General features: G+C 57.9%; 16 protein-coding genes. 8 read left to right on the forward strand and 8 right to left on the reverse strand.

Going from position 1 to position 15,609, the window contains the following annotated elements; all coding sequences use genetic code 11:
- Positions 1-73 precede the first annotated feature (73 nt).
- Positions 74-1,090, forward strand: a complete 1,017-nt coding sequence (locus tag MRBLMR1_RS01950) for a serine hydrolase domain-containing protein (RefSeq protein ID WP_148143364.1) — start codon at positions 74-76, stop codon at positions 1,088-1,090.
- A 274-nt stretch (positions 1,091-1,364) separates the two neighbouring features.
- Here the strand turns inward: MRBLMR1_RS01950 and MRBLMR1_RS01955 are convergent, their stop codons facing one another.
- From MRBLMR1_RS01955 to MRBLMR1_RS01975, 5 genes are all read right to left on the reverse strand, one after another.
- Positions 1,365-2,351 carry a WD40 repeat domain-containing protein gene (locus tag MRBLMR1_RS01955; RefSeq protein ID WP_148143366.1) on the reverse strand — a complete coding sequence of 329 codons (987 nt, stop codon included), beginning with the start codon at positions 2,349-2,351 and terminating at the stop codon, positions 1,365-1,367.
- Between the two features lie 97 nt (positions 2,352-2,448).
- A complete protein-coding gene (locus tag MRBLMR1_RS01960) occupies positions 2,449-3,585 on the reverse strand; it encodes a CobW family GTP-binding protein (RefSeq protein ID WP_500063544.1) in 1,137 nt (378 codons plus the stop codon).
- Positions 3,586-3,708: 123 nt separating this feature from the next.
- Positions 3,709-4,113 carry a type II toxin-antitoxin system VapC family toxin gene (locus tag MRBLMR1_RS01965; protein ID WP_148143369.1) on the reverse strand — a complete coding sequence of 135 codons (405 nt, stop codon included), beginning with the start codon at positions 4,111-4,113 and terminating at the stop codon, positions 3,709-3,711.
- A gap of 6 nt (positions 4,114-4,119) precedes the next feature.
- Positions 4,120-4,365 carry a type II toxin-antitoxin system VapB family antitoxin gene (locus tag MRBLMR1_RS01970; RefSeq protein WP_183685257.1) on the reverse strand — a complete coding sequence of 82 codons (246 nt, stop codon included), beginning with the start codon at positions 4,363-4,365 and terminating at the stop codon, positions 4,120-4,122.
- 49 nt (positions 4,366-4,414) lie between these two features.
- On the reverse strand, positions 4,415-5,206 hold the full coding sequence (locus MRBLMR1_RS01975) for a creatininase family protein (protein WP_148143370.1): 792 nt from the start codon (positions 5,204-5,206) through the stop codon (positions 4,415-4,417).
- A gap of 82 nt (positions 5,207-5,288) precedes the next feature.
- Here MRBLMR1_RS01975 and MRBLMR1_RS01980 point away from each other — a divergent pair, with 82 nt between their 5' ends.
- Positions 5,289-5,783 (forward strand): MarR family winged helix-turn-helix transcriptional regulator, encoded by a 495-nt coding sequence (locus tag MRBLMR1_RS01980; protein ID WP_148143372.1) that lies wholly within the window; start codon positions 5,289-5,291, stop codon positions 5,781-5,783.
- Between the two features lie 119 nt (positions 5,784-5,902).
- Positions 5,903-6,940: a LacI family DNA-binding transcriptional regulator gene (locus MRBLMR1_RS01985; RefSeq protein ID WP_148143374.1), complete on the forward strand. Its 1,038-nt coding sequence runs from the start codon at positions 5,903-5,905 to the stop codon at positions 6,938-6,940.
- Positions 6,941-6,945: 5 nt separating this feature from the next.
- Here MRBLMR1_RS01985 and MRBLMR1_RS01990 read toward each other — a convergent pair whose 3' ends face one another.
- On the reverse strand, positions 6,946-7,722 hold the full coding sequence (locus MRBLMR1_RS01990) for a gamma-glutamyl-gamma-aminobutyrate hydrolase family protein (protein WP_148143659.1): 777 nt from the start codon (positions 7,720-7,722) through the stop codon (positions 6,946-6,948).
- A 231-nt stretch (positions 7,723-7,953) separates the two neighbouring features.
- Between MRBLMR1_RS01990 and MRBLMR1_RS01995 the strand changes: the two genes are divergently transcribed.
- A complete protein-coding gene (locus MRBLMR1_RS01995; protein WP_183685256.1) occupies positions 7,954-8,094 on the forward strand; it encodes a hypothetical protein in 141 nt (46 codons plus the stop codon).
- 248 nt (positions 8,095-8,342) lie between these two features.
- The gene (locus tag MRBLMR1_RS02000) at positions 8,343-9,449 is read left to right on the forward strand and encodes a TRAP transporter substrate-binding protein (protein ID WP_148143376.1); all 1,107 of its coding nucleotides are present in this window, start codon (positions 8,343-8,345) and stop codon (positions 9,447-9,449) included.
- A gap of 103 nt (positions 9,450-9,552) precedes the next feature.
- Here the strand turns inward: MRBLMR1_RS02000 and MRBLMR1_RS02005 are convergent, their stop codons facing one another.
- Together MRBLMR1_RS02005 and MRBLMR1_RS02010 are read right to left on the reverse strand one after the other, a co-directional pair.
- Entirely contained in the window at positions 9,553-11,037 is a 1,485-nt protein-coding gene (locus tag MRBLMR1_RS02005) for a TRAP transporter large permease (RefSeq protein ID WP_148143377.1), read from the reverse strand.
- A 19-nt stretch (positions 11,038-11,056) separates the two neighbouring features.
- Positions 11,057-11,596 carry a TRAP transporter small permease subunit gene (locus MRBLMR1_RS02010; RefSeq protein WP_148143379.1) on the reverse strand — a complete coding sequence of 180 codons (540 nt, stop codon included), beginning with the start codon at positions 11,594-11,596 and terminating at the stop codon, positions 11,057-11,059.
- 331 nt (positions 11,597-11,927) lie between these two features.
- On the opposite strand from MRBLMR1_RS02010, the gene MRBLMR1_RS02015 reads away from it, so the two are divergent.
- The 3 genes from MRBLMR1_RS02015 to MRBLMR1_RS02025 all read left to right on the forward strand — a co-directional run bounded on the left by MRBLMR1_RS02015 (position 11,928) and on the right by MRBLMR1_RS02025 (position 15,564).
- Complete coding sequence (locus MRBLMR1_RS02015; protein ID WP_148143381.1) at positions 11,928-14,249, forward strand: putative bifunctional diguanylate cyclase/phosphodiesterase; 2,322 nt, start codon at positions 11,928-11,930, stop codon at positions 14,247-14,249.
- 172 nt (positions 14,250-14,421) lie between these two features.
- The gene (locus MRBLMR1_RS02020; protein WP_148143383.1) at positions 14,422-15,180 is read left to right on the forward strand and encodes an N-acyl amino acid synthase FeeM domain-containing protein; all 759 of its coding nucleotides are present in this window, start codon (positions 14,422-14,424) and stop codon (positions 15,178-15,180) included.
- Between the two features lie 159 nt (positions 15,181-15,339).
- On the forward strand, positions 15,340-15,564 hold the full coding sequence (locus tag MRBLMR1_RS02025) for an aa3-type cytochrome c oxidase subunit IV (RefSeq protein ID WP_148143385.1): 225 nt from the start codon (positions 15,340-15,342) through the stop codon (positions 15,562-15,564).
- Positions 15,565-15,609 lie beyond the last annotated feature (45 nt).

The following is a 15,609-nucleotide window of genomic DNA, read 5'->3' on the forward strand; positions in this document are numbered from 1 at the left end:
CAGGGTTTCATTTCGGCGTGAGGCTGCAGGTTCTGCCTTATTGCGGCAATCGCATTGCCCTATCTCTCAAACCATGATCACACGCCGTTCCGCACTCCTGTCCGCTCCATTCCTGTTTGCCGCCGGTCGCTCATTTGCGCAGCAGCCGGTGCCGCAACCGCCCGAGACACTGAAAACTGTTCTCGATCAAGCCGCCGGGCTTGAACCGCTGAAGGTGGTTCTGGTCTATCGCAACGGAGAGCCGCTGGCCGAGCGAGCTTTCAATGGACGTTCGCTTACCGCTTCGACCAACATCAAGTCGGCGTCGAAATCGATCATTTCCTGCCTTGTCGGTATCGCCATCGACCGCAAGCTTCTGGAAGGGACCGAGCAGAAGATCGCGCCGATCCTGGAAGCTGATCTGCCGCGCAATCCCGACCCACGCCTTAACGAAGTCACGATCGACAATCTGCTTTCGATGCAGGCGGGGCTGTCGCGGATGTCGGGGCCGAATTACGGGCGTTGGGTGGCAAGCCCGAACTGGGTGCGTTTTGCTCTGTCGGAACCGTTCGATGGCGAGCCAGGCGGCGAAATGCTGTATTCCACCGCATCAACGCATCTCCTTTCGGCCATTCTTACCCGTGTCGGGTCCAAGTCGACCTTGGCGCTGGCGCGCGACTGGCTGGAGCCTGTCGATGGTTTCAGGATCGGTGCCTGGGAGCGTGATCCGCAGGGCATCTATCTGGGTGGAAACCAGATGGCGATGTCCGCCCGCTCGCTGATGGCTTTTGGTGAGCTTTACCGCAATGGCGGCAAGACCGGGGAGGGGCGGCAGGTCGTTTCGCAAGGCTGGATCGACCAGTCATGGATGCCACGTACCAATTCCCGTTTCTCGGGCGATGCCTATGGCTATGGGTGGTTCATGCGAGAGATCGGCGGGGAAGAGGTCAAGTTCGGATGGGGTTATGGCGGGCAGATGGTCTATGTCATCCCGTCACTCGCCATGACGGTAGTGATGACGTCGAATGAAAGCGGCCCGTCTGCGCGTAATGGTTATCGTGACCAGTTGCATGATCTTCTGGCGGATATTATCCGCGTCACGCCTGTCTGATCGCCATTCGACAGATCAATATCGAATAAAAGCCGGAATATTAGGGTTACCTGTTCATTATGCAGCGGGCATTCCATTGCATTATCGGCGCCTAATATTAAGAGTGAATTCACAACCAGAGCGAGCAAGCTGGCTGCAGTTGGTTTTCGAATTCCTCTCCGGGAGCAACACCGGCCTCACGTCATTAGCGTGGGCCGACGCTTTCCCGTGGGGTGGGTGGGGGAAGTATGGAGCCCCCACCCATTCTTTGCTGTTACTCTGGCCCTGCGAGGAGCTATGCGCTGATGTCGATCACACCGCAGTCGCCAGCTTCAGATGCGAAGGAGAGCAGCTTGCCGCTGGCGCTCCAGCTCAGGCCGGTGATCGCGCCCTTGCCCGGGCGTCGCAGCAGCGCTTCCTTCTCGTCGGTGATCCTGACACCAAGGATCATGCCGTCGATGAAGCCGATGGCGAGAACTTCTTCCGCAGGGTGGAAAGCGACCTGGGTGACCATGATATTGGCGCGGGTGCCGAGTTCCATCGGGGCCTTGCCCATCGGGCCGTCCTTCGACGAAAAGGGCCAGACGATGGCGGCGGGTGCACCCGAGGAGGCGAGCCACTTGCCCTTTACCGACCAGGACAGTGATTTCACCTTGGCGGGATAACCGGTCATGCGCATGTGGCGGTTTTCACCGGCCTTGCCGTCGAGCTTCCAGCCATGCAGCGCGTTTTCCTGCATCGTGGTGACGAGGAAGCGGCCGTCCGGCGAGAAGGTGACGCCGGTATGGGCACCTTTCCAGTCCAGATCGGCTGCCGGTGCGTTGGTGCCGACCCAGTGCAGCGAGACGCCATTATAGCGGGCGGCGGCGATCCGGAGGCCCTTGTTGGCGAAGGCGATGCCCTCGACACTTCGCTCCTCGGTGAATTCCTTGACCGAACCATCGCCCTGTCGCACGGCGCTCGTCTTGCCGACGGCATAGGCAACGGCATTCTGCGGACCGCCAGCGATGACGCTGATCCATTTGCGCGGCACTTCTGCCAGCACCGTTGTCGTGCCGTCGTGGCCGATGCGAACGACCTTGCCGTCTTCGCCGCCCGAAAGCAGGGTGGCGCTGAAGGGATCGCGAATGCAGGTCAGAAGCCCCTGATGCGCCTCGGTCACCTTTTCGCCGCCATCGAGACGATGAATGCTGCCGGCAGCGGTGGCAAAAAAGGGAATGTCGCCCAGGAAATGCGTGGAGACGACGTGGCCTTCAATATCGAGCGGTGCAACTGTCGGCATCAGGCGGCCATCATTCGAGACATTGGTTCACTATCCATATGGTTTTCGGGCGCCGTTTCCGACGCCCGTTTTTCTATATTGAAATCTGCAGCCGATGTCAGGCCGGTGTCTTGGCGGTCGCCTGGCAGGCGAGGAAGCTCTGCTCGATCTTGGCGAAATCCAGATTGCGGCCGATGAAGACGAGGCGGCTTTCGCGCTTCTCACCATCCTTCCACGGACGCTGGTGATCGCCCTCGACGATCATGTGAACGCCCTGGATGACGTAACGCTCATCATCACCGGAAAAGGCGATGATGCCCTTCAGGCGCAGGATGTTCGGGCCTTCCGTCTGGGTGATCTTCTGGACCCAGGGGAAGAAACGATCCGGGTTCATTTCGCCGCCGCGCAGCGAGATCGACTTCACCGTGATGTCGTGGATCGGCGACATGGAATCATGATGGCCATGGTGGTGGCCGTGATCATGGTGATGATGATCGTGGTCATGATCATGATGGTGGTGATCATGGCCGTGGTGATGGTGGTCATGATCGCAGTCCGGACCGCAGACGTGATCCTCGTGGTCATGATCGAGGAAGTGCGGGTCGTTTTCGAGTGCGCGCTCCAGATTGAATGCGCCTTGATCAAGCACGCGGGAGAGATCGACGCCGGAGCGGCTGGTCTTGTAGATGCGAGCCGTCGGATTGATGGCGCGTACGACATCCTCGACGATCGCCAGTTCTTCCGGCGTGACGAGATCGGTCTTGTTGATGAGAACGACGTCGGCAAAAGCGATCTGGTCTTCGGCCTCACGGCTGTCCTTCAGGCGCAGCGGCAGATGCTTGGCATCGACCAGCGCGACCACGGCGTCGAGTTCGGTCTTGGCGCGAACGTCGTCATCCATGAAGAAGGTCTGGGCGACCGGGACGGGATCGGCAAGACCGGTCGTCTCGACGATGATGCCGTCGAAACGGCCCGGACGGCGCATCAGGCCTTCGACCACGCGGATCAGGTCGCCGCGCACCGTGCAGCAGACGCAGCCATTGTTCATCTCGTAAATCTCTTCGTCCGACTCGACGATCAGGTCGTTGTCGATGCCGATCTCGCCGAATTCGTTGACGATGACGGCGTATTTCTTGCCGTGGCTTTCGGAGAGAATGCGGTTGAGAAGCGTCGTCTTGCCGGCGCCGAGATATCCGGTCAGCACGGTAACGGGAATGGGCTTTGCTGCTGGAGCTTCGGTGGTGTGGTCGGTCATAGGGAAACCTCGAAGGTTAAAGGCTTGCGCCGAATGGCATTGGCACGGGGCGCCAGAAATCGTCCGCTCCATATAAGGGTAAGGCGGAACGAGTTCAAAGGGTTTCGATGTTATAAAATCACGTTACGGCAAGGTGATGGCGTCAGTCTCGCGCAGCAGTTGATCCAGTGTCAGCAGCGGATTGCCCGTCACCCTGGCATATGCGTAATGGAAGCAGTCAAAATTGCTGAGGCGTCGTTTGCCGATACCGTGCGTTTCCGCTACTGATATCGCGTGAGCTAATAGCTCTCTTGGTGATCCGGCTTCGCGAATTTCTATGCCGCGGGCGTCGAGCCATTCGACAACTGCTCCCATTGCATCGCTGTAAGAGCAATCAAGCTGATCCGGTCTGGATAGGACGATGATCGCCTCCCATGACGCGAGCGGAGAGGTGAATGGCGATCTAGCAGTTGCCAATGCCTCCTCGTAGGCTTCAGCCGTTTCTTCTCCCGCCATCAAGGACACGATCGCGCAGGCGTCGACAAACATCTGAGGTCAGTCCAGATTATGGTCGAGGTCGTGGTAAGCGGCGGCCGGAACGGGCCGGCGGTCTTTTTTGAACCCAAGGCCGCGTTTCGCGAGGATGCGGCTCGCCGTTTCACTCGGCCTTTCCTGCTGGATACGCTGGCCTACCGTTTCCCTCAATGCCGTGATGACGGCTTCCGTCAGCGTTGTGCCATCTATGCGCGCCAACTCGCGAGCGAGAGCGTCAGCCTCTTCATTGCGAATGTTGAGCGTCATCTTCGAGCACCTTTGTGTAGCTCATTCTCTCATATTGTGTAGCTTTCCGCTATCGCAATGCGTCGACGTCAAACTTTGCCACATCCTCCAGCAATTCGATAATCCCCTTAACCGCATGGGCGACAAGCTGTTCGCCGCGCTCCGCAGTTGCTGCCGACGCATTGCCGGCGACGCCGATGGGGTTGAGATCCGACATTTTCCAGCCGAAAGCATGTGGTCCGTAAGCGCGTAGATGGGTGAAATCGCGGGCGAACTCGGACTGTCTGGAGGTGAAGGGTTGGGCTTTTGGCATATCTACCCTATTCGGCCATAACGCCAGCATGACGGAGGTCTCGATGTCGCCGCCGTGTATGTCGATTGACTTGTCTTGTGGGCTGATCCAGCCCTGCGGCTGGCCGAAACGGGTCCAGCTGGTGGCGACAGCCAGCATGCCGAACCTGATGCGGGCTTCGGTGGCGACGATCGTCATCAGCGGCGAATTTCCGCCATGGGCGTTCAGCATGACGAACTTTTTGATGCCTTGATTATTCATCTCTTCGGCAATGCCGAGCCAGCGGTTGACGGCTTCGTCGAAGGCAAGGGTCCGGGTGCCGGCGACATGCATATGTTCGACCGAATAGCCAACGGGTTCGACAGGAAGAAATGTGACAGGCAGAGTTGGTGGGAGCAACGGGATGAGTCGCTGCACGAGACCTTCCGCAATCAGCGTATCGGTGTCGAAAGATAGGTGCGGACCATGCTGTTCGTGGGCGCCCAGGGGCAATACCGCGATCCAGTCGCGTCTTTCTGTGGACTCAAGTGTCTGATCATTGTCACAAAAGCGCGGTTTGGGATGCGACATCTGGCGGTGGTTTCCCGGTTTCGTTATGGATAGCGCGCATTACTATAGTGGCGACCTTCACCAAGCAAAGCGGGCAGGACCGATGAGCAAGAAAAAGGGCGAGAAGAAAGCGAAGTCCGGCAAGAAGAAGGAGCTTGCAGCTCTTTCGGCGGCTGATCTCGCACCGGCGATCACCCAGGCCGCCCGCTCGGTTCGTACTGCGCTCAGCCGCAGCATTTCCGATAGCGGCCTTTATGCCGGCCAGGACGGGGTTATCCTCGCACTCTCGGAAGACGACGGGCAGACGCCCGGTCAGCTAGCCGCGCGACTCGGTGTGAAAGCGCCGACCATGACCCGCACGATCGGGCGCATGGAGGCGCAAGGTTTCGTCGAGCGCAGGGCTGATGGCCATGACGGACGGCTCACCAAGGTTCATCTCACGGAAAATGGCCTGAAGAGCGTTGAGTCGATCGGGCAATCCGTTGCCGATTGCGGCGCGATGGCCGTGCGAGGTTTTTCCGAAAAGGAGGTGCGCACGCTTTTGAAGCTGCTGAGGGCTGTGGAACACAACCTGCAGCCGGAAGCCGACGAAGACTGACGGGCCTCCGGCCCATTCCCCGCCTATTGTGCTTGCAAATTAAATTGTTTATTTAAAAATTTTAGTTTGCAAGGCCGGCGCCAGAAACCGGCTTTCAAGAAAAGCAATCCGGAGGGGTTATGGCGCAGAAGGTGAAGCTTTCTACGATTGCAGACAGCCTTGGGCTTTCGACTGCAACAATCTCATTGGCACTCAGGGACAGCCCGCTCGTCGCAGCTGATACGCGCGAAAAGATCAAAGAGCAGGCACGCGCACTCGGTTATATCTACAACCGTCGCGCTGCCAGCCTCAGAACGTCGCGTTCCGGCATTATCGGCGTTGTCGTGCATGACGTGATGAACCCGTTTTACGGTGAAATCCTCAAGGCGATCGAGACTGAGCTTGATCGCAGCAGCCACACATTCATTCTCTCCAATCATTACGACTCGGTGGAAAAGCAGCGCACCTTCATCGAGACGCTGCTGCAGCTGGGTGGTGACGGCGTGATCATGTCGCCGGCGATCGGCACGCCGGTCGAGGATATCAGGCTTGCGGAACAGAACGGCATGCCGGCCATTCTGGTTGCCCGTACGATGGATGGCGTCGACCTGCCGACCTATCGTGGCGACGACAGCTACGGCATCTCGCTTGCAACAAATCACCTGATCGGACTTGGTCACCGGGTGATCGCGATGATCGGCGGTACGGACCAGACCTCCACCGGTCGCGACCGTTACCAGGGTTATGTCGACGCGCTGCGCAAGGCCAACATCGATGTCGATCCAAGCCTGCGCATTCCGGGTCCGCGTACCATGCAGGGCGGGTTCGAGGCCGCTGTGAATTTCCTCTCTCTGCCGCAAAAGCCGACGGCGGCCGTCTGCTGGAATGATCTCGTGGCGATCGGACTGATGAACGGTATTGCCCGTGCAGGGCTCATTCCCGGACAGGATATTTCCGTCACCGGTTATGACGATCTGGAGCAGGCGTCGATTTCGACGCCGTCTCTGACGACCGTTTCCAACCAGCAGGCGGATGTCGGCCGGCTTGCTGCACGTGCGCTGCTTGACCGTCTGGCCGGAAGCCACGAGCCGGATGGCCTGCACCTTATCAAGCCGGAAATGCGCATCCGCCAGTCGACGTCGCCCTACAAGCCGCTTCGCGATCTCGCCAAGGCCTAAGCGAATTATGCGGCTGCGCCTGCTGGCGTTGCCTTGCGGGCGGCATAGGCGCGAACGGCATCGCCGAACGCTTCGAAGAGGGCGCGGGACGGCGCGTCCGTCTCGGCCCAGTATTCCGGGTGCCATTGCACGCCGACGGCAAAATTCTTCGCATCGATAACCGATACGGCTTCGACCGTGCCGTCCTCGGCGCGGGCTTCGACCTGCAGTCTCGGCGCCGTTTCGGAAATGGCCTGGCGGTGCAGCGAGTTTACCTGCACTTCGCCTGCTGTTCCGAGATAACGGGCGATGCAGGATCCTTCCGCGATAATAACCGGCTGGCGGATGGCATACATGCCGTCGCGTTCCGAAACATCGGGCTTGCGATGATCCCAGATGCCCGGCTGATCCTGGATTTCACTTGCCAGCGTTCCGCCGAGAGCAACATTCAGTTCCTGGATGCCCCGGCAGATAGCGAGAAGCGGAATGCCGCGTTCAATGGCGCGGCGAATGAGTGGCAGCGAGGTCGCGTCGCGGCCGTGATCGAACGGCCCGTCGGCTTCGGTTGCCTCTTTCCCGTAAAGCGAAGGGTGGACGTTGCTGACGGCTCCGGAAATCAACACGCCATCGACCCTGTCGAGAATGGCATCGGCATCATTGCCTTTTTCGAAAGCCGGCACGATGAAGGACATGACGTCGGCGACTTTCAGCGCAGCCGACACATACTGGTTCGGGGCGGCGTGCCAGGCGGCACCTTCAATGTCACGAAGATCGGCAGGGACGGCGACGATGGATTTTGGCAGATGAGAGGCCATGGTGGTTCCGAATTGATGGGACGAAGCCAGAGAAACAGAGAACGCCGCCAATTGCTAGAGGAATTGAGGTGGCAAAACCAGTCGCAGTGTGACGAGAAATAGATGCAAGGATCTATGGTGTCACCGCCCAAATTATCTTCTCATTTCTTGAGCTATGTCATGAAGCGATCTGCTCTTCGGGAGGAGGTTACAGGTGGTCCAATCAAAAGGAGACCTCTCATGTTTGCCGCTCTTTCGCCCTATGTCGCTGGCCTTGTCATTCTCTGGTGGCTGGCCGGTGCCTACGTCATTCCACGCGATTTCATTCGTGTGCAGCGGAGCAAGCGTGCTGCAGAGAGTGAGAAGTTCCTGCACGGGTAAGTGTATCCAGTACGGAGCTTTCCCGAATAAATCTGTGGCTGCCGAAATAATGGGCATATCCTGCTGAAAACAATTTATAATTAGAGTTTCGAACACTACAGACGAAAGTCTAATTCGTTATTGGCACTTCAACCCCTCGTTTGCGTTTCCCCTCGCTTGCAAGCCTTTAGGCAACATGTTTACCTCATCGATGATGTCCGGCGGATTGGAGGATGCGCCGGAAGTCGATCGTGATCGGGAGGATATTCATGGATCGTCGTCAGTTCTTCAAGAAAGCTGCAGTCACCGGAGCTGGCGCGCTTGCCGCCGGATCTCTGGCTGCACCTGCAATCGCTCAGGCCAATCCCAAGATTACATGGCGTCTCACGTCGTCGTTTCCGAAATCGCTCGATACGATCTATGGCGGCGCGGACGACATTTCCAAGCATGTCGCGGCGGCTACGGATGGCAACTTTACCATCCAGCCTTTCGCCGCCGGCGAAATCGTGCCCGGCTTGCAGGCGGCTGACGCAGTCACGTCCGGAACGGTCGAGATGTGCCACACCTGCTCTTACTATTTCGTCGGCAAGGATCCGACATTTGCGATCGGGACGGCAATTCCGTTCGGCATGAATGCGCGCTTGACCAATTCCTGGTTCTACCAGGGTAACGGCAACACGCTGATGAACGAGTTCTATGCCAAGCACAACATTTACGGTCTGCCGGCCGGCAATACCGGGGCGCAGATGGGGGGCTGGTTCCGCAAGGAAATCAACACCGTCGACGACTTCAAGGGCGTAAAGATGCGTATCGCCGGGATTGCCGGCAAGGTGCTCGAGAAACTCGGAGCCGTGCCGCAGCAGATCGCCGGCGGCGATATCTATCCGGCCCTCGAAAAAGGCACGATCGATGCTGCTGAGTGGGTGGGGCCTTATGACGACCACAAGCTCGGTTTCTTCAAGGTTGCAAAATACTATTATTACCCGGCGTTCTGGGAAGGCGGGCCGACGATCCACTCCTTCATCAACCTCGACAAATGGAACAATCTGCCGAAGCAGTATCAGGCGGCGCTGACCGATGCCTGCGCGTTTGCCAATACCAACATGATGGCGAAATACGACCAGAAAAACCCGACCGCGATCAAGCAGATCGTCTCGCAAGGCACGACGCTGCGGCCCTTCAGCCAGGATATCCTTGAAGCGTGCTACAACGCCGCGCTCGAAGTCTACAAAGAGATCTCGGCAACGAATGCGGACTTCAAGAAGGTCTATGAGGATCAGGTCGCCTTCAAGAAGGAGGGGTACTTGTGGATGCAGTTGTCGGAATACACGTTCGACACGTTCATGATGATCCAGCAGCGTAACGGCAAGCTCTGATCATCGACCTCTGATCGTGAGAATAAAGAAACCCCGGAGCTAGGCTTCGGGGTTTCTGCGTTCTGGATAAGAAAAGGCCCGGTTCGATGCCGGGCCTTTGATATTAGTTGAATTTCGGTGGTTCGGACAGATTGGGAGCAGCAGGCTGGGCCGGCGCGCCGTCCATGGGCGGCAGGCCGAAGTTCGGCATGCCATTTCCGCCGCTGTCATTGCCAAAGCCCGGAACCTCGATCTTGATCGTGTTCAAATCCACATCCGGTGCCTTGTCCAGCCAGTAGGTGACGGATTCGGGCCAGAAGATGATGATGGCGACGAGGATGAGCTGCATGCCGAGCCATGGGATCGCACCGAGATAGATATCCTTGGTCTTGACGGTCTTCGGCGCGATCGAGCGCAGGTAGAAGAGTGCAAAGCCGAAGGGCGGGTGCATGAAGCTCGTCTGCATGTTGACGCAGAGCAGGACGCCGAACCAGATCAGGTCGATGCCGAGGGACTGGGCGACGGGCGCCAGAAGCGGCAGGACGATGAAGGCGATTTCGAAGAAATCGAGGAAGAACGCGAGGAAGAAGATGAAGATGTTGACGAAGATCAGGAAGCCGAGCGCGCCGCCTGGAATGTGAGAGAGCAGATGCTCGATCCACAGGCCGCCGTCCATGCCCTGGAACACAAGGCTGAAGCAGGTGGCGCCGACCAGGATGAAGACCACCATGGAGGTGATCGTCATGGTGGAATGCATTGCCTGCTTGATGAGATCCCATGTGAGGCGGCGATGCAGCGCGGCCAGCACCATGGCGCCGACAACGCCGAGAGCACCGGCTTCCGTCGGAGTTGCAAGACCGAGGAAAAGCGTGCCGAGCACGAGGAAGATCAGCACGACCGACGGCACCATGCCCCAGAGGACACGCATGACGAGGGCTGCATTCAACTCGCCGCGCGCCTCCGGTGGCAAAGGCGGGACATCCTTCGGGCGGACGATCGACAGGACGAAGATGAAGCCGAGGAAGATCAGGACCTGGAGGATCGAGGGCCCGATCGCGCCGAGATACATGTCGCCGACCGAACGGCCGAGCTGGTCTGCAAGCACGATGAGAACGAGAGACGGCGGGATGACCTGGGTAATCGTGCCTGACGCAGCAATAACGCCGGTCGCGAGCCGTGGATTATAGCCGTATTTCAGCATGATCGGCAGCGAGATCACGCCCATGGTGATGACTGATGCTGCGACGGTGCCGGTAATTGCACCGAGAATGGCGCCGACGATGATCACCGCATAGGCAAGGCCGCCCGGAATGGCGCCGAACAGCTTGCCCGTGCCCTCCAGCAGATCCTCCGCCAGGCCGCAGCGCTCGAGGATTGCCCCCATGAAGGTGAAGAACGGGATGGCAAGCAACAGGTCGTTGGAGACGATGCCGAAAATGCGCAACGGCAGCGCCTGCAGGAAAGCGAACTCGAAGTGGCCGGTGGCAATGCCGAGCAGACCGAAAAACAGGCCGACTGCCGACAGAGAGAAGGCGACCGGAAAACCGTAGAGCATGAAGATGATCATGCCCAGGAACATGGCTGGCGGCATTATGCCGAATGCGAACATGGCTTAATCCCCCGGTGCCTTATTGAAGCGGTTTTTCGTAGGTCGTGTCGACCTCAAGGGTGCCCGTAAGCCCCGCGATCCGCTTGATCAATTCGGAGAACCCCTGCAGCGCGAGCAGCACGAAACCTGCGACAATCACAAGCTTGACAGGCCAGCGAAGAAGGCCGCCGGCGTTGGAGGACATCTCGCCCTGCTGGAAAGAGAGAGAGAAAAACGGCCAGGAAAGCCATGCGAGATAGAGGCAGGCCGGAATGAGGAAGATGATCAGGCCGAGCGTGTCGATCCACAGCCGCGTGCGATCCGAAACGGCGCCATAGATAAGGTCTACGCGTACATGTTCATTCAGGCGCAACGTATGCGAGGCGCCGATCAGTACGATGAAGGCGAAGAGATACCACTGGATCTCAAGCCAGCCATTCGAGCTGTAGTTGAACATGTAACGGATGAAGGCGTTGCCCGCGCTGATCAAACAGCAGGCCAGCACGAGGTAACCGGAAAATTTTCCCAGCACTTCGCTCAAGCGGTCTATCAGGCCGCTAAACCGTAATAACAGTCTCATTCGTTCCCACTCCCAACAGGTCCTTTTATCCCGCCTGTTCTTTGGTGGCGATGTAAACGAAGGTCTAAGGAAAGAAAAGCGGAAACGACTAACGCGAATTGGCGGCGGCCCTCAAGGCGGCGACTCCGAAATGCTTCCTGCGTCGATCCTTGCGCTGAGAAACGTTGTTTTCGGTATCTCGAATATGGCGCTCTTGCTTTACGTTTCGTTGAACACGTTTGGATGTTCACCCCCCAAAGTCGAAGGGGTTAAACTGAGCAACAATCAAATCTTAAAAGATTTTCTTCAGTGTCGCGCGAAAGCCAAGGGAATGAGACCCGGTGGAGACCCGATGAAGGATTTGGAAGCGAAGACGCTACCGACAGAGCTGTATCTGCCGTTCGTCGAATCGCTATTCAAGAACCGTGGAACATTATGGACTGGAATGGTTGTCCATATCCTGTCCTGCGCGATCATTTTTGCTACGACCGGTTCCCGATTCTATCTCCTCATGATCGCGGTGTTCATCACCGTATTCGGCTATCGCATCTACTGGTTCCGCCGGTTCAGCCTGATCGACCACAGCCAGCTTTCCAAGAGCGAAATCGAAGCGTGGGAATCGCGCTATGTTCATGGCGCGGCTGCCACCGCGTTCGTGCTCGGCATTGGTAGTGCCTATGCGGTCCTTGTGCTCAAGGATATGCTGGCGGCATTCATGTGCATCGCCGTCACGATGGCCTCGATGGTCTCCATCGTTGGCCGAAATTACGGTTCCGCCCGTGCGGTTGCGCTCCAGACAATCGGCTGCTGCCTGCCGCTGGTCCTCGCCTGCCTGCTGACGGGCGACATCTATCTCGCTCTCATCTCGCTTTTCCTGATCCCGTTCGGCCTGACGACGCAGTCCATGGCGAAGGGCGTGCGGGAATTCCTCTACGAGAATGTGCTGGCCTCGCGGGAAATGACGCGGATCGCCGACCAGCTCGATATCGCACTCACGACAATGACCCACGCCTTGATCATGCTCGATGCAGATGGTCGTGTGCAGGTAATCAATCGTCGTGCCTGCGAGCTTCTTGATCTGCCGGACGCGGACGAGCTGAAGGGGGCAGCATTCATCACCGTCTTGAGACGAAGCGGCCAGTCGCTTTCGGATGATATCCTGAAAAAGATAGGACAGCTGTCTGCGGGGCAGGCGGGCAAGACGCTCCTGTGTTTAAAGGAAACCGTCTATCTCGAATTCTCGCTCAGCCACCGCACCGACGGTGGCGTCGTCATGTTGTTCGAAGATGTCAGCGCGCGCGTGGCAGCCGAAGAAAAGATCCTGCATCTGGTGCGCTACGATACGCTGACGGGATTGCCGACGCGCGGCTACTTCGCCGAGCTTGCGGCGCGGCATCTCAGAGAGGCCAATACCGACCTCTTTGCTGCCTTTGTCATCTTTGACGTCGACGGGTTCAAGCATGTCAACGATATGCAAGGCCATGTTGTCGGCGATCGACTTCTTGCCGCGATATCCGACCGGCTTGTGCATGAAGCGGGCGAGGAGATCATCGTCGGCCGGTTGGTCGGCGACGAATTCGTAATTTTTGCCACCGGAAGGGATCGCGCTGCTCTGGAAGTTCGTATCAACGGCATCCAGACCGAAATTCAGGGAAGCTATCGTGTCGACAGGCTCGACCTGCCGGTATTCGTAAATGCCGGCGGAGTGATTCTCGAAGGTCAGGACTTCGACATGGAAGCCTGGCAGATCAAGGCGGATCTGGCTCTCAACGACGCAAAGTCGGTTGGCAACGGAACGTTGACGATGTTCCGGCCGGAAATGGACGCCCGTTATGTGGCGGAACAGCGGCTGAAGGCCGATTTGCGTCTGGCGATAGAGCAGGGAGACCTGACCGTCGTTTACCAGCCGATGTATCGTCCGGACGGCTCTGAGATGGAATGCTGCGAGGCATTGGTTCGCTGGTCGCATCCGGAGCGCGGCTTTATCGGTCCCAACATTTTCATTCCGATGGCCGAGAGCATGGGGCTGATTTCCGAGATCACCAGGTTCGTCCTCGAACGTGCCTGTGCGGATTGTGTTTCTTGGCAGAACGGGATCTCTGTTTCGGTCAACCTCTCCATCCACGATCTCCGTGGTGGTCAGATCGTGCCGCTGGTGGCAGACATACTGGCACGTTCCAAGCTCGATCCGACGCGCCTGCACCTGGAAGTCACCGAAAGCTGCTTTATGGACGAACCCGTGGTTGTCAGCACGACCCTCGGCAGGTTGCGCGCAAGCGGCGTGACGATCGCTATCGATGATTTCGGCACGGGGTTCTCAAGCCTCAGCTATCTCGATTCCCTGCCCATCGATATCGTCAAGATCGATCGTGCCTTCGTGCGAGATATCGGCACCGAGTCGCGTCGCCTGAAGCTCCTCAGCGGTATCGTGCATCTGTCGCGCGAACTCGATCTCAGGATCGTTGTCGAAGGCGTGGAGACGTTCGAGCAGCTTGAACTGGTCAAGAAGCACCGGTTTGCAGATCTCATTCAGGGTTACATTTTCTCCCCGCCCATCCCTGCAAATGCGATTGCGGAACTCAGCCAGAAGACCGCTTCTGCCCGCAAGCTTGCCAGCCGACAAAATCGCCGCGACAAGGGCGCAGAACCGCGCGCTTTCGGTACCGCGGGCTGATCAATCCTCTCATCTCATCGCAAATGAACCGACTAATGTAGGCTGTTCTGAAATGCTACGGTTAACCTGTTGTTAACCATAAGTTTTAAAAGACTGTTAATCATGATCTTCGTCATTGCGATCACGCCCCGTTTCAGGGTTAATCAATCGTTAATAGCGATGGGTAGCCCAAATGTCAGTGGTTCAGAGTTTTTCAGACAAAGCATTTTCCGAAAAACTGCTCTCGGCACTCGACCATATCGAGTATCGACGCATTGAGGGACACGAGGATTTCGAGGATGTGGCGCGCTTGCGCTACAAGGCCTACAAGGCCCAGAACGTGTTGCCTGTCGGGGCGAGCCATCTCCTGGATGAAATCGATTTCGTCCCGCATGCCTATGTCTTCGGTATCTATTACTACGAAGAGCTGATCTCGACGGTACGGGTACATCACGTCACGTCGGAGCATCGGACCTGCCAGTCGGTCGGCGTCTTTCCCGATGCGGTGAACAATCTGCTTGATGCAGGGCTGACATTCATCGATCCGGCCCGTTTTGCCGTCGATCCGGATATTGTCGGTGAATTGCCGGCCATTCCCTACATCACGCTTCGCCCGTCTATCATGGCGGCCATTCACTTTGATGCCGACCGGGTTCTGCAGCACATCCGGCCGCCGCATGCAGCCTTCTACCGGCGGGTCTTCCTCGCAGACACGATCGTGCCGCCGACGATTGCTCCCATATATGGGTTCGAGCTGACGCTGCTGGCATCCAGGGTTCGCGAAGTGCGTCCGCAGCTGATGCGCCGCTTCCCGCTTTTCCAATCGGAGGCCTATGAACGGCGCCTGATGTTTGCCGAGCGGCCGATGGTTCTGTCGCCGCCGCTAACGGTGCTGCCAACAGCGCGGTTTGCAAGCAGGCCGACTTCGCCGGAAATGGCATTTCTTCGCTGATTTCGGTTGGGCAGCGCCTCCGCCAACTGATCTCGCAAGCCATTGCACTCGACGGTTGTTCGTGTATTCCTGATATAGCCCGATACTTATACGGGTCGCAGGGAGAGTTGGGCTATCAGATCAACGGTAGCCGGATATGCGGACACCAGGGAGAGGCTCATGGACGATCATCACAATGGACCGGTAGAGATTGGCGCGCCGATGGATCACATGGCGCATGAGCAGACTTACGAGTCATTTCTGGCGGCTGCCAAGTGGGGGGCGATGACCATTGCCGCCTTGCTGATTGCCATGGCTGGCGGCTTCTTTGGTGGCCTTGGGCTGATCGGCGGTTTGGTCCTGTTTGTCATTCTCAACATTATCGGCGTTTTTCTGCTGCGATAGAGGCTTGCTGGCCCCGTTGATCCAGCCGGCATGCGGGTCGTCCTG

This window comes from Neorhizobium sp. LMR1-1-1.1 (assembly GCF_040675795.1).
Taxonomy (GTDB): domain Bacteria; phylum Pseudomonadota; class Alphaproteobacteria; order Rhizobiales; family Rhizobiaceae; genus Neorhizobium; species Neorhizobium cellulosilyticum.